This is a genomic window from Streptantibioticus parmotrematis (assembly GCF_019890615.1).
Classification (GTDB): Bacteria; Actinomycetota; Actinomycetes; order Streptomycetales; family Streptomycetaceae; genus Streptantibioticus_D; species Streptantibioticus_D parmotrematis.
The window spans coordinates 218,298-231,462 of record NZ_JAINVZ010000005.1 but is presented as its reverse complement, the minus strand read 5'-3'; the positions used below and the strand labels follow the sequence as shown (position 1 = coordinate 231,462).

7 protein-coding genes are annotated in these 13,165 nt (G+C 73.9%); 4 read left to right on the top strand and 3 right to left on the bottom strand.

The window, feature by feature from the left end:
• Window positions 1-9: 9 nt before the first annotated feature.
• Window positions 10-1,077 carry a Gfo/Idh/MocA family protein gene (locus K7472_RS10545; RefSeq protein WP_222976505.1) on the bottom strand — a complete coding sequence of 356 codons (1,068 nt, stop codon included), beginning with the start codon at window positions 1,075-1,077 and terminating at the stop codon, window positions 10-12.
• Window positions 1,078-1,292: 215 nt separating this feature from the next.
• Between K7472_RS10545 and K7472_RS10540 the strand changes: the two genes are divergently transcribed.
• Both K7472_RS10540 and K7472_RS10535 read left to right on the top strand, forming a co-directional pair.
• The gene (locus K7472_RS10540) at window positions 1,293-2,198 is read left to right on the top strand and encodes a thiamine pyrophosphate-dependent enzyme (RefSeq protein WP_222976503.1); all 906 of its coding nucleotides are present in this window, start codon (window positions 1,293-1,295) and stop codon (window positions 2,196-2,198) included.
• Between the two features lie 2 nt (window positions 2,199-2,200).
• Window positions 2,201-3,211 (top strand): transketolase C-terminal domain-containing protein, encoded by a 1,011-nt coding sequence (locus K7472_RS10535; RefSeq protein WP_222976501.1) that lies wholly within the window; start codon window positions 2,201-2,203, stop codon window positions 3,209-3,211.
• Window positions 3,212-3,251: 40 nt separating this feature from the next.
• Here K7472_RS10535 and K7472_RS10530 read toward each other — a convergent pair whose 3' ends face one another.
• The gene (locus K7472_RS10530) at window positions 3,252-6,056 is read right to left on the bottom strand and encodes a helix-turn-helix transcriptional regulator (RefSeq protein WP_222976499.1); all 2,805 of its coding nucleotides are present in this window, start codon (window positions 6,054-6,056) and stop codon (window positions 3,252-3,254) included.
• 1,347 nt (window positions 6,057-7,403) lie between these two features.
• On the opposite strand from K7472_RS10530, the gene K7472_RS10525 reads away from it, so the two are divergent.
• Both K7472_RS10525 and K7472_RS10520 read left to right on the top strand, forming a co-directional pair.
• Window positions 7,404-11,279, top strand: coding sequence for a Pls/PosA family non-ribosomal peptide synthetase (locus K7472_RS10525; RefSeq protein WP_308013845.1), 3,876 nt, complete (start codon window positions 7,404-7,406; stop codon window positions 11,277-11,279).
• Between the two features lie 40 nt (window positions 11,280-11,319).
• Window positions 11,320-12,729 (top strand): M1 family metallopeptidase, encoded by a 1,410-nt coding sequence (locus K7472_RS10520; protein ID WP_308013844.1) that lies wholly within the window; start codon window positions 11,320-11,322, stop codon window positions 12,727-12,729.
• 43 nt (window positions 12,730-12,772) lie between these two features.
• Here K7472_RS10520 and K7472_RS10515 read toward each other — a convergent pair whose 3' ends face one another.
• On the bottom strand, window positions 12,773-13,129 hold the full coding sequence (locus K7472_RS10515) for a hypothetical protein (protein WP_222976495.1): 357 nt from the start codon (window positions 13,127-13,129) through the stop codon (window positions 12,773-12,775).
• Window positions 13,130-13,165 lie beyond the last annotated feature (36 nt).

Below are 13,165 nucleotides of genomic sequence, written 5' to 3'. Positions count from 1 at the left end.
GCTCCCCGGTCACTCCCCCGGGTACCTCACCCCAAGCCTGCCGCGCACGTCGTCCAGCGTCCGCATCAGCCGCAGGGTCTCCTCCAGCGGCATCAGCTCCGATTCCAGGCGCCCGTCGGCGACACAGCGTGCGGCCTCCGCCGCCTCGTACGCGTAGCCGTCGTCGGACGCGGCCGGGGCGTAGGAGTCCACCAGCCGCCCCGCGCGGTCGAAGAGGTCCATCGTGGTGGGCGTGTAGAACTCGCCGCGCAACTCCAGCCTGCCGAGGGAGCCGCATATCGACGCCGTGGTCGGCGTACGCGCGTACATCGTGGTGTGCACGAGGCCGTGGGCGCCGTCGTCGTTGACGAGGATCACCGACGCCTCCCCGTCGACACCGGTGTGCGTCGCCGAGCCCGCGACCGACTCCACCGAGCACGGGCCCAGCGCCATGGACGCGAAGGAGAGCGGATAGACGCCCAGGTCGAGCAGGGCGCCACCGGCCAGCTCGGGGGCGTAGAAGCGGTTGGCCGGGTCCGGGTCCATCCGGCGGCCGAGGTCGGCGAAGACCGCGCGCACCTCCCCCAGCGTCCCGTCCTCCAGGCACTGCCGGACCACGTCCGTCTGCGGCAGGAACCGCGTCCACATGGCCTCCATGAGGAAGACGCCCCGCGAGCGCGCCGCCGCGACGAGTCCTTCCGCCTCCCGGGCGTTGCGGGTGAACGCCTTCTCCACGAGCACGTGCCGGCCCGCCTCGATCGCCGCCCTCGCGTGTGCGAAGTGCTCGGAGTGCGGGGAGGCGACGTACACGATGTCGACCCGGTCGTCGGCGAGGAGGTCGGCGTAACTGCCGTGCGCGGCGGGGATCGCGAACCGGCGGGCGAACGCCTCGGCGCGCTCGGCGCTGCGGGATCCCACCGCCACGACCTCCTGGTGGGTGTACGTGCGCAACGCCTCGACGAAGGTCCCGGCGATCCCGCCGGGGCCGAGCACACCCCACCTGAGCACCGGGGCGGATCGTGGTGACGGTGTACGCGGCGCGGGCAGCCCGCCGGCCGGCTCGCTGCCCACGGCCACCTCGGTTCCCTCAGCGCTCATCGCTGCTCTCCCCACTTCCTGCGCGGTGACGGATTCCTCCGCGGTCACGGCGTCCTCCGTCTCAGGGCTTCCCGCCTCGTGCGGCTGCGAAGGGCCTACCCGCGCAACGGGCGGTAAGACTAGGGGGTTTCCCCGGGTCCTCCAGGACGCGATGCGGCCATGCTGGACCGGCGAACCACCTGCCCCGCACACACCATCGCCCCGGAGGAAACGGGATGCTGCGCACGATGCTCCGGATCCGCCTCTTCGAGGACCGGGTCGGCGGGCTCGCGCACGGCCTGCCGGGAGTCCCCGCGGCGGGCTTTCGCGGCGGGGCGGAGGCCGTGGTGACCGGCGTGTGCGGCGCGCTGCGTCCGCGGGACCGGGTCTTCACCCCGGGCGATCCGCACCGGCGGCTGCTCGCCAAGGGGTTCGATCTGGCCGTGATCGTGCGGGAAGCACTCGGTTCCGACGACAGCCGCACGCTGGGCAAGGGCGGATGGGCCGACGTCGTGGACGCCTCGCGCGGTCTGTTCCCCTGCGGCGGTGAGATGTGGGGACCGGCGGTCGCGACGGGCACCGCGTTGAGCGACCACCGGCTCGGACGGCCGCACGTGACCGCGGTGGTGGTCCCGCCGAGCACGCCCGCAGGCCTGTTCCACGAGTCGGTGCGCACCGCGGAACGCTGGTCGCTGCCCGTCGTCTTCGTCGTGGACGCCTCCCGTTGCGAGGACCGCCGCGTGCCGTCCCTCGTCGACCGCACGCGGCTCGGGGACGTTCCGCGCCGCTCGGTGGAGGGCGGTGACGTCGTAGCGGTGACGCGTGCGGTGAACGCGGCCGCGCGCGAGGCGAGATCCGGCGGCGGGCCGTGCGTCGTCGAGGCGTCGCTCACCACGCCGTGTACCGCTCTCGCGGCCACGGAGGACCGGCCCGTGTGTGCGCACGACCCGATCGCCGCCTACCAGAGCCGCCTGGAAGCCCTGCATCCCACGGTCCGGCGGGCCGTCGCCACCATCGCGGCGCAGGAGGACGCGGCCGTCGAGGAGGCCGTGACCGCCGTACGGGACCGTCTGGTGCTGCCCGACCCCGAGGTCGCCGCCGTCGGACTCTACGCGCACGGCCCGGAGCGGGTCGCCTCGTGACCGTGGCCTCACCGATCACGACCGCGTCCGTCCGGCAGGCCATGCTCGACGCGATCGCCGAGGCCATGGCCGACGACGGGTCGGTCGTTCTCGTCGCTCCCGGGCGGGGAGACCGGGCGCCGGAGCGTGCGGCGGACCCGGCGGACGAGTCCGGTGACGCCGTCGACCCGGGCCGTGTCCTCGTTCCGCCCTCCGACGCGGTCGCGCTCGGGGCGTTGTGCGCGGGCGCGGCGGCCGGCGGGCTGCGGCCGGTCCTGGACCTGACCGCGGCGGCCGACCCGCGGGCGGCGTTGTCCCAGGTCGAGTCCGTCGCCGCGGGGATGTACTACCGCACCGGCGGGCAGGCGAGTTGCCCCCTCGTGTGCTGTGTGGAGGCGAGCGCGTGGGAATCCCCGTTCGCACGTCTGGTCAACGCACCGGGGTTGAAGGCGGCCCTCCTGTCGGGTGACGCGGACATCCGCGCCCTGGTGCTGTCGGCGATCCGCGACCCGAACCCCGTCGTGCTGGTGGTCGAGGACACCGAACGCATCGGGGGCCTGGCGAGCGTCGCGCTCGCCGCTCCTGCCGACGACGCCACGACGGAACGGCCCGCGGCGCTCGGCCCGGCCGCGATCAGACGCACCGGCACGGATGTGACGCTGGTCGCGATCGGTGCCGTGACGGCCACGGCCCTGGCGGTGGCGGGCGACCTAAGCGAGGACGGCATCTCCGCGGAGGTCGTGGAGATCCGCACCCTGGCACCGCTCGACGTGGACACGGTCCTGGAGTCGGTGGCGAGGACGAGACGTCTGGTGGTGTGCGAGGACGCGCCGGGGTTCTGCTCGGTGTCCGGCGAGATCGTGGCGTCGGTCGCGGGCGTCGCGCTCCCCCTGCTCAAGGCGCCGCCCCGGCGCGTCACCCGTGAGCACACACCACGCCCCGGCGCTCCGGGACTTCGGGAACGCGTGGAGGTGACGGAACGGGATGTCCGCGCCGCCGTGCGTCACGTCATGGGACCGTACGCGGCGATGTGACGGGCGTGCCCGCGCGGACGGTGTGAGGTCACCGCCTCGCTCAGGAGGCGCGATCGGTGTCCTGGTACCAGTCGCGCAGCCGCTTGCGGTCGGGGAAACCGCTCTTCACGAAGATGTTCCGCAGGTGGTATTCGACGGTCTTGCTGCTGATGAAGAGGTCGCCCGCTATCTCGTTGTTGGTCCAGCCCCGGCCGACCAGCTCCGCGATCTCCCTCTCGCGGGACGTCAGCGCCGCCCAGATCGCGTCACACCGTGGACCGCACTCCACGCGGGCGGCGGCCGTCGCCTCGCGCAGCAGTTCCTCGCAGCCCTGACGCAGCGGATGAGCGCCCAGCGCCGTGAACTCCCCTGCCGCGCCCCGCAGTTCGGCGCACCCGCCATCGTTGTCGCCGGTGCGCAGCAGGCAGGAGCCCAGGTCCCGCCGGATCAGCGCGCGGTACGGGCGGGGGTCGCCCCCGGGACCGCGGACCGCGAGCGCCGCGCGGTACGCCGCGACCGCCGCCGCCTGGTCGCCTTCCGCCTCGTGCACGGCTGCTTCCAGCCACAGACGGGTCATGGCGAGCATCGGCCCGTCTCCGGCGATGCCCCGCAACGCGTCCAGCGCCTGGCGCGCCTCGCCGACCCGGCCGAGGCGGGCGTACGAGACGCCGACGATCGGCAGGAACCAGGAGCCGTACAGCAGGGCCCGCGGCAGGTTGGACGTCGTGCGCCGCAACGCCGTCACCAGGGCGACGACCTCCCGGTGATCGCCCAGCAGGAAGCGCACGGCGGCCTGGGCGACGGTCGTGTGGAAGGCCGGCGCCCCGTAGTCGGCGTTCCTGGAGAGCGCGGCGCTCTCCTCCAGGTCGGCCTCGGCCTCCTTCAGCCGCCCGGTGCTCGTGTGGAGGATGGCGCTGAGGCCGTGCAGGATGCCGAAGTCGGCGCCGCGCCCGTGCTCGTCGGCCAGGTCGAACGCGATCGCGAGCCTGCGGCGTGCCTGGTGCCACTCGCCGAGCAGGTAGTGCGTCCACACGCAGTGGACCAGAGCGGTGACGTTGCTCTCCGGTACGCGGCCGACGACACGGTGGTAGAGGGTGGCGTCGAGGTCGGCGACGGCGCCCTGGAGGTCGCCGGTGAGACCGCGGAACATGCCACGGCAGGTCAGCGTCTCCATGTCGTGCGTCGCCACCTGGGCCGGGTCCTGCGGCAGGTGGCCGAGCGCCGCCAGCCCGGCCGCGGCTCCGCCGGTGAGCGCCGTGCCGAGCGCGAGCGCGTACCCGGCCGTCGCGGACACCGACTCCGACGCGCTGTGCGCGAGGGCGAAGCGGGCCGAGGCGCAGGCGTCCTCGCCACGTGCGAGGAAGTTCTGCACCACGGCCAGTTCGGCGGCCGCCGCCGCGGCGCACGCCATCCGCCCCGACCGCTCGAAGTCCTGCCTGGCCGCGGTCAGATAGCGACTGGCCGCCGCACCCCGCCCCGCCACCATGCTCATGAGTCCCAGGGCCTCGCTGCGCAGCGGCCCCGCAGGGGTGCGCAGGACGGCCTCGCGGTGCCGGAGCGCGGCATGCGTCTCGCCGCCGAAGATCAGCAGGCGTACGCCGTCCAGGAGTGCCGCCTGCCGGTCCGCGCCGTCGGGAGCGACGCGGGCCGCGTCCAGCGTGTGTCGCGCGGCGAGGGAGAAGTGGCCTTCGCGCGACTCCTGTTCGGCCGCCCGCAGCAGCCGCTCGGCGAGCGGGGCGTCGTAGGCGTCGCTCGCCGCGACCTGGTGACGCCATCGCTCGGGAGGAGCCAGCGCGCGGGCCGCCCTGCGGTGGACGTCCTGCCGGACGTGGAGCGGGATGCCGCGGTAGAGGGCCTCGCGCTGGCCGCGGTGGACGAGTTCGACGTGCGGCACACCGCCTCGCTCACTCCAGCGCACGGCTCCGGATCGCGCGAGGAGTTCCAGGTCACGGGTGGCGACGGGGAGTTCGGCGATCTGGTTGAGCTGCGGCACCGTCGAGGGCGCGCGCAGGACCGCGAGAACGCGCAGTGCGTGGCGTGCCGGTTCCGGCAGGGTCTGAGACCATCGCGCCACCGCGGCCGTGAGGGACGGCGGCACGTCGGGCTCGCCGAACGCCTCCGCCGACCCGAGCGCGAGGTGGTCGAGCACCGCCTTCAGGTAGAGCGGGTTGCCGTCGCACCATCGCACGAGCGACGCGATCCGGGGCTCCGGCGGGACCCGCACCCCCTCGGCCTCGACCAGAGCCGCGGCCTCGCCGGTGGAGAGCCCTTGAAGCGTGATGCGTCGCGGACCGTGCGTCGTGGCGCTCAGGCCCAGCAACTCGCAGGCCGCGTCGGGCCGTTCGGTGGCCACCACCGTAAGGAGGCCGCCGGGCGGCGACTCGTCGGCCATCAGGAGGCTGAGAGCGCGCAGGGACGCCGCGTCGATCAGGTGGGCGTCGTCGAGGAGGAGCAGGAGCGGGGCGCCCGGGCGGAGGCGGCCGAGCAGGGCGCGGGCCGCCTCGATGGCGGTCGTGCGCTCCGTGAGCGTGCCGGCGAACGCCTCCGGAGAGCCTCCGTCCCCGGTCTCCTCGCCGCCCCCGCTGTCCGTACCGCTCAGCGTCGAGCGGACGAGCCCGGAGTACGGCGTCGCGGACCACGCGGGCAGGCCCGTCGAGCGCAGGACGGTGAACTCCCGGCCGCAGGTGCGTGCCGCACGCTCGACCAGCGCGGTCTTCCCCATGCCGACCGGCCCGGACAGGACGACGACCCGCACCTCCCCGCGCAGGGCCTCCCCGGCCAGCGCCGAGAGGAGTGCCGTCTCCCGCGCGCGTCCTTGCAGATCCCCGGCCGTTTCCCGTCCCGCCTTCCCCCGCCTCGTCGGCACGCGTCCCCCCACGGGGGACCCGCACCCCGGTCAGTCCACGAGTGACAGTAACGCCTGGGACTGACAAGTGGGGATGACGGGCCCGGTGGCGCCGCAACGCCCTCCGTCAACTCCCCCGCGTCTGAAGGCTGTAGAGCATTTACGGGGAAGAGCACGACCATTGAGGAGAGCGGAACGCGGCGCCCGCCCGGTGCCTCCGCCGAGCAGAGGCAGGCAGTCGGACTTTCGTGACACGCAGACCCGGCCTCCGGGCGGGCAGGCGGCAACAGATTTCCCGCTCCCCGTTTCCTGCACGAACCCGGTCGCCGGGCTCCGAGAAGACGCTTTCTGCCCCGCCACACCTGGCGCGGAGGCCACTTGGATGCCAGTTCTCGCCGCCCCCTCCGGAATGGATCACAGGGGACGTCAACGACATTCGACGCTTGGTCCGCGCAGGAGAACATCGGACCATCACCGATAACGCCGGAATTCCGTGCGCGCCATCCTCCCGGGGACTCACGAATTCCGGTGGACATCCCCTCGCTCCAGGACCCGCCGCATTCAGCGCGAAATCCCGGCCGCCCCATTCACCGAGCCGCCCGGCCGCCCATTTCACTGAGCCGGGGGCGCCCCCGACGATCCGCGCGCCCCATGCCACCCTGCGCGCCCACCCCTGCCCACACGCCTCACGCGACCCGGCCGCCGACACCCCCACCGTTCATTCGGCATTCAGCAACCGGCCCGGTCCGATCAATCACCGCATCACGAGTGTCGAATGCGTCACACCTGTTGTCACCTTCGGATAAATCTCGTGTTTGTCAAATCGAGGCAGTGCGTCCAGTCCTGTCATGGCCGAAAAGGGTCGCTCCCGGGGATGCGGTGTGCACGTCATGGCGGAATCACGGCTAACCCTTGGTCAGTTGTTTGCGCAACCGAAGGAACGAGGCAAGGCCGTCCGGTCATCCTTAATCACGGACATGAAGTCATCATGCCGAGCGGCCCGTCGACAGCCGCACGGCCGGTTTCGTCGCACAGGACAGGGACGACGAGCCGCGCCACCACGCACAGACTACTCACAAGGAAATGTCGTTGACCACCTCACCGCGTTACCCGGGCACCCCCGGAGCGGAGCGTCCCCGGCGGATCACCGATACCGCGCCCTCATCCACCGCGGCGGCAGCCGGCTCCTCGGCATCCACACCACCGGCCCCGGCGCCGCAGACACCGGCGTCGGCACCGGCTCCGGCACCACAACCACTCGCACCGCAGGCCCCCGCGCCACAGGCCCCCGCACCGCAGACCACGCCGCCGGTCCACGCGCCGCACACCGCGGGCCACGCCCTGTGGCCCGCGCGCCAGGCAGCCCCCGTGCGCACGCTCGTGGACGTCCTGGAGGAGACCGCCCGGCGCCACCCGACCGCGGCGGCGCTCGATGTCGACGGGGTGGTCCTCGACTACCGCACCCTGCTCCAGCAGGTCGCCGACCTCGCGGACCACCTGCGCGGCCTGGGCGTCGGCACGGGCGACCGGGTCGGGATCCGGGTGCCGTCCGGCACGTCCGACCTGTACGTGGCCGTCCTCGCCGTGCTGTGGGCCGGAGCGGCCTACGTACCGGTGGACGCCGACGACCCGGACGAGCGGGCCGCGACGATCTGGTCGGAGGCCGCCGTGTGCGCCGTCATCGGCGCCGAGCAGGCGGTCCGGCTCCGGCCCGGGTCCCCGCCGCGCGGTCGGGCCGACGGCACCGCGCCGCGCCCCGGGCCCGACGACGACGCCTGGATCATCTTCACCTCCGGGACGACCGGACGCCCGAAGGGCGTGGCGGTCAGCCACCGGTCCGCTGCGGCGTTCGTCGACGCCGAGGCCCGGCTGTTCCTGCGGGACCGCCCGCTCGGTCCCGGTGACCGGGTGCTCGCCGGGCTCTCCGTCGGCTTCGACGCCTCGTGCGAGGAGATGTGGCTCGCGTGGCGGCACGGCGGCTGCCTGGTCCCGGCACCGCGGTCGCTCGTGCGCGCGGGGACGGACCTGGGTCCGTGGCTGGTCGAGCGGCGGATCACCGTGATCTCCACCGTGCCGACCCTGGTCGCCCTGTGGCCGGCCGGGGCGCTGGACGCCGTGCGTCTGCTGATCGTCGGCGGCGAGGCGTGTCCGCCGGAGCTGGTGGACCGGCTCGCCGGGGGCCGCGAGATGTGGAACACCTACGGGCCCACCGAGACGACCGTGGTGGCCTGCGCCGCGCTGCTGGCGCCCGGCGAACCGGTGCGCATCGGGGCGCCGTTGGACGGCTGGGCGCTGGCCGTGGTGGACGGCGAGGGGCGTCCGGTGCCGTGGGGCGGCACCGGAGAGCTGGTCATCGCCGGTGCGGGGACGGCGCGTTACCTCGATTCCGCCAAGGACGCCGAGAAGTTCGCCGCGCACAGCGCGCTGCCGTACGACCGTGCCTACCGCAGCGGTGACCTCGTGCGGGCGGAGCGCGAGGGCCTGGTGTTCGCGGGCCGGGCGGACGAGCAGGTGAAGATCGCGGGTCGTCGCGTCGAACTGGGCGAGATCGACGCGGCGTTGGCGTCGCTCACCGGGGTCAGGGCCGCCGCCGCGGCGGTGCGCCGCACTCCGGCGGGTGGTCAACTCCTGGTCGGCTACGTCGTTCTCGACCGCGGTCCTGACGGTGGCCCGGTGGACTTCGACGCCTCGGCGGCGCGCGAGGAGTTGCTCGGCCGCCTGCCGCAGCCGCTCGTCCCGATGCTGGCGGTGGTCGACGATCTGCCGACCCGTACCTCGGGCAAGGTCGACCGCGCCGCCCTGCCGTGGCCGCTGGAGCACGACGGCGGCACGTCGGCCGCGCTGGAGGGCACCGCGGCCTGGCTCGCCGGGCACTGGCACGACCTGCTGGGGCTGCCCGTCGAGGCGGACAGCGACTTCTTCGCGCTCGGCGGCAACAGCGTGGCCGCCGCGAAGCTGGTCGCCACCCTGCGTGAGCGGCATCCGGAGGTGTCGGTGGCGGACGTCTACCGGCATCCCCGGCTGGACGCGCTGGCCGCCCGGCTCGACTCGTTCGGCGAACGTGCGCAGGTAAGACGGGAGATCCGCCCTGTGCCGCGCCGGGCCGGAGTCGTCCAGAGCCTGGTGCTGCTCGTGCTGTTCACCGTGACGGGGTTGCGCTGGCTGGTGGCGCTGGCCGCCGTGGACGACCTCGTGGGGCTGCCGTGGGCACCGCACGTGTCGTGGTGGGCAGTCGGCGCCGGCTGGCTGGCGCTCTACAGCCTCCCGGCCCGGCTGGGCATCGGCGTGGGCTGGGCCCGCCTGCTCACCCGCGGCCTGCGCCCGGGCACGTACGCGCGCGGCGGCTCCGAGCACCTGCGGCTGTGGGCGGCGGAGCGGATCGTCGCGACGTTCGGGGTCTCCGAGGTGCTGGGCACGCCGTGGGCCCCGGTCTACGCACGTGCCCTGGGCTGCGCGGTCGGCGACTCGGTCGACCTGCACACCATGCCTCCGGTGACCGGTATGGCCGAACTCGGCGACGGCTGCGTCGTGGAGAGCGAGGCCGACCTGTCGGGGTGGTGGATCGACGGCGACCTGCTGCGTCTGGGCGGTGTGCACGTGGGTGAGGGGGCGCGGGTCGCCGCGCGCTCCACCCTGATGCCGGGGGCCGCGGTGATGGCGGGCGCCGAGGTGCTGCCGGGTGCGTGTGTCGGCTCGGTGGTGCCGACGGGGCAGCGCTGGACGGGCAGCCCGGCGCGTCCCGCCGGACCGGGCGAGCCGGACACGTGGCCCGCCACGCGTCCGGTGAAGCTCGCCAAGTCCCGTGTCCGCTACGGCCTTTCGCTCCTCGCGCTCAACGTGACCCCGCTGCTGTCGGTGGTTCCGGCGCTGGTGGTGCTGTACCTGGTCTCGCGCGACGACGGCTCGCTGCGCCCGCTTCTGGTGACCCTGCTGTGGGCAGCGGCGCCACTGACGCTGCTCACCATGGTGTGCTACGCGGGTCTGCTCGCCGGTGCGATACGTCTGGCGGGGGGAGGGCTGCGTCCGGGTGTGCATCGCGCGGACGGCACCGAGGCGTGGTGCGCGTGGCTGACGCTGCGTCTGACCGGGGCCGCGCGCGGGGCGCTCTTCCCGCTGTACGCGAGCCTGTTCACGCCCGTGTGGCTGCGGCTCCTCGGTGCCCGGGTCGGCAGGCGCGCCGAGGTGTCGACGGCGCTGGGGCTGCCGTCGCTGATGACGGTGGAGGACGGGGCGTTCCTCGCGGACGACACGCTCGTCGCGCCGTACGAGATCCGTGGCGGCTGGATCCGGCTCGGCGCCTCCCGGGTCGGACGGAGGTCGTTCGTCGGCAACTCGGGCATCGTGGGCCCCGGTCGCGATCTGCCGGACGGTTCCCTGGTGGGTGTGTTGTCGGACGCTCCGGCGCAGGCCGAGCCCGGCAGTTCGTGGCTGGGCCGCCCCGGCGTGTCCGTGACGCGCGCGCCGGACGCCGGGGACCCCGAGCGCACGTACCGCCCGGCACGGCGCCTGGTCGTCGCGCGTGCCGCTGTCGAACTGTGCCGATTCCTGCCGCTGTTGTGCACGGCCGTGCTGGGCGACCTGCTGTTCGTGGCGGTGCAGCGGATCGTGGACGTCGACGGCTGGACGGCGGCGGGGGCGCTCACCGGTGCGCTGCTGCTGGCGGCGGGCGTCGTGGCGTGCCTGCTGACGACCGCGGCCAAGTGGCTCCTGGTGGGCCGCTTCCGGCAGGCGCAGCACCCGTTGTGGAGTTCGTTCGTGTGGCGCAACGAGTTGTACGACACGTTCGTCGAGGAGCTGGCCATGCCGTGGCTGGGCGGCGCCATCACGGGGACGCCGTGGCTGAACGTCTGGCTGCGCACCCTCGGCGCGAGGATCGGGCGCGGGGTGTGGTGCGAGAGCCACTGGCTGCCGGAGACCGACCTGGTCAGCCTCGGTGACGGGGTGACCGTCAATCGCGGCTGCGTGTTGCAGACCCATCTGTTCCACGACCGCCTGATGCGGGTGGACGCGGTGCGGATGGAGGCGGGCGCCACCGTGGGGCCGCACTCGATCGTGCTGCCGGGCGCCGCCGTGGGACGCGGCACGGTGGTCGGGGCGGCGTCGCTGGTGATGCGCGGCGAGCGCGTACCGGCCGACACCAGGTGGCTGGGGAACCCCATCGCTTCCTGGCCCGCGACCGACGACGCGCCGCACGCGTCCGGCTCGCCGGAGCACGGTCCCGCCTCGCCTGCCATGGCACCCTGAACCGGACCGTACGCACCGCCACCTCTGGGAGACGATCGCAGTGACGCTCTGGACCCGCCGCGGGTTCGTCGCGGGAGCCCTGGCGCTGCCCGCCTCGGCCGCTCCGCAGGCCCCGGCGCGAGCCGCGGTGCCGTCCGGGACGGCCGCGCCGTACTTCCCGACGCACGGCGATCCGCGTTTCGGCGTCGCGGAGTACGACCTGCGGCTGGACTGGCTGCCGTCGCGCTCCCGGCTGCGTGCGGTGGCCCTCGTGAGTGGTGTCGTCGAAGAGCCCACGCGAGGGCTGGAGTTGGACCTCGCGTCCACGCTCACCGTGCGGTCGGTGAGCGTGGACGGCGCCCGCGCGCGGTTCACCCACCGGCGCGACCGGCTGAGTGTCACGCTGCCGGAGCGGTACGCGGCGGGCAGGCCCTTCCGTGCGCAGGTCGCGTACGAGGGCCGGCCGCGCCCGGTGCGCACCGCGTACGGTGACGTGGGATGGGACTACACGGACGCGGCGTCGTCCCACGTGCTCGTGGCGAGCGAGCCGTTGGGGGCACCGTCGTGGTTCCCCTGCGACGACCGGCCGGACCGCAAGGCGGCGTACCGCGTCACGGTGGGGGTGCCCGAAGGCCTCCAGGTCGTCGCCAACGGCACGCTGACCGGCCACGAACCCGGACCGCGCGGCCGGCGGCTGTGGACGTACACGCATCCGGGCCCGATGGCGACCTACCTGGCGACCGTCGCCATCGGCCGCTTCACGTTCTCCACCCAGCCCGGCGGCCCGGTCCCGATCCGCAACGCCTGCCCGCCGGAGCACACGGCGGCGTTCGCGCACGACTTCGGGCGGCAGCCGGAGATGATGCGGGTGTTCGCCGACCACTTCGGCCCCTACCCGTTCGAGGTGTACGGGTCCGTGGTGGTGGACGCCGAACTCGACGACCCGGTGGAGAACCAGACGTACTCGCTCTTCGGCACCAACCACCTGGACGGCAGACGCGGCAACGAGACACTCGTCGCGCACGAACTCGCCCACCACTGGTTCGGCAACAGCGTCGGGATCGCCGACTGGCGGCACATCTGGCTCAACGAGGGCTTCGCCACGTACAGCGAGTGGCTGTGGGCCGAACACGCCTCCGGCACACCGGCCACCCGCACGGCCGCCGCCGCCCACGCCACACTGGCCTCGGCGCCGGACGGCGTCCGCATCGCCGACCCCGGGCCCGGCGACCTGTTCGACAGCAGCGTCTACGCCCGGGGGGCGTGCACGCTCCAGGCGTTGCGGACGACGGTGGGCGACGCGCCGTTCTTCGCCGTCCTACGGGCCTGGGCGACCCGGCACCGCCACGGCACCGCGACGACACCCCAGTTCGTGGCCCTGGCCGGACAGATCACCGGACGCGACCTCGGGCCCTTGTTGCACCCGTGGCTGTACGAGACGAGGCTCCCGCCGCTTCCCTCTCCCGAGTGACGCGCGTTCACGCGACGAGCCGGGCGGGCCCTGGCCAACGGCGTTACGAGGTGACCACGATCTGGTGCGCCAGCACCGGTGCGCCGATGAGCACGCAACTGCCGGTCGAGGTGCCGGAGCCGGAGACCGTGGTGCCGGGGACCCAGGAGTCGATCTCCTGGCCGCGGTAGTCGTACTGACACCGAACGTCCACGTACCACCGCTGGCCCGCCGCCGCGTCGCAGGTCGCGGTCACGCCGTACACGCCCGAGGAGTCCGCGGTCGCGGTGTACGCGCACCCGCTGGGAGCCGACACGGACGGCCGCGCGGCGGCGGACGCTTCGCCGGGGGCGACGGCAAGGCCGAAGACGGGGGCGGAGGCAGCGGTGAAGAGGACGAGCATGCGGATGATGCGGCGCATCGGCAGCACCTTTCTGACGAGGGTCGGTCACGTCGT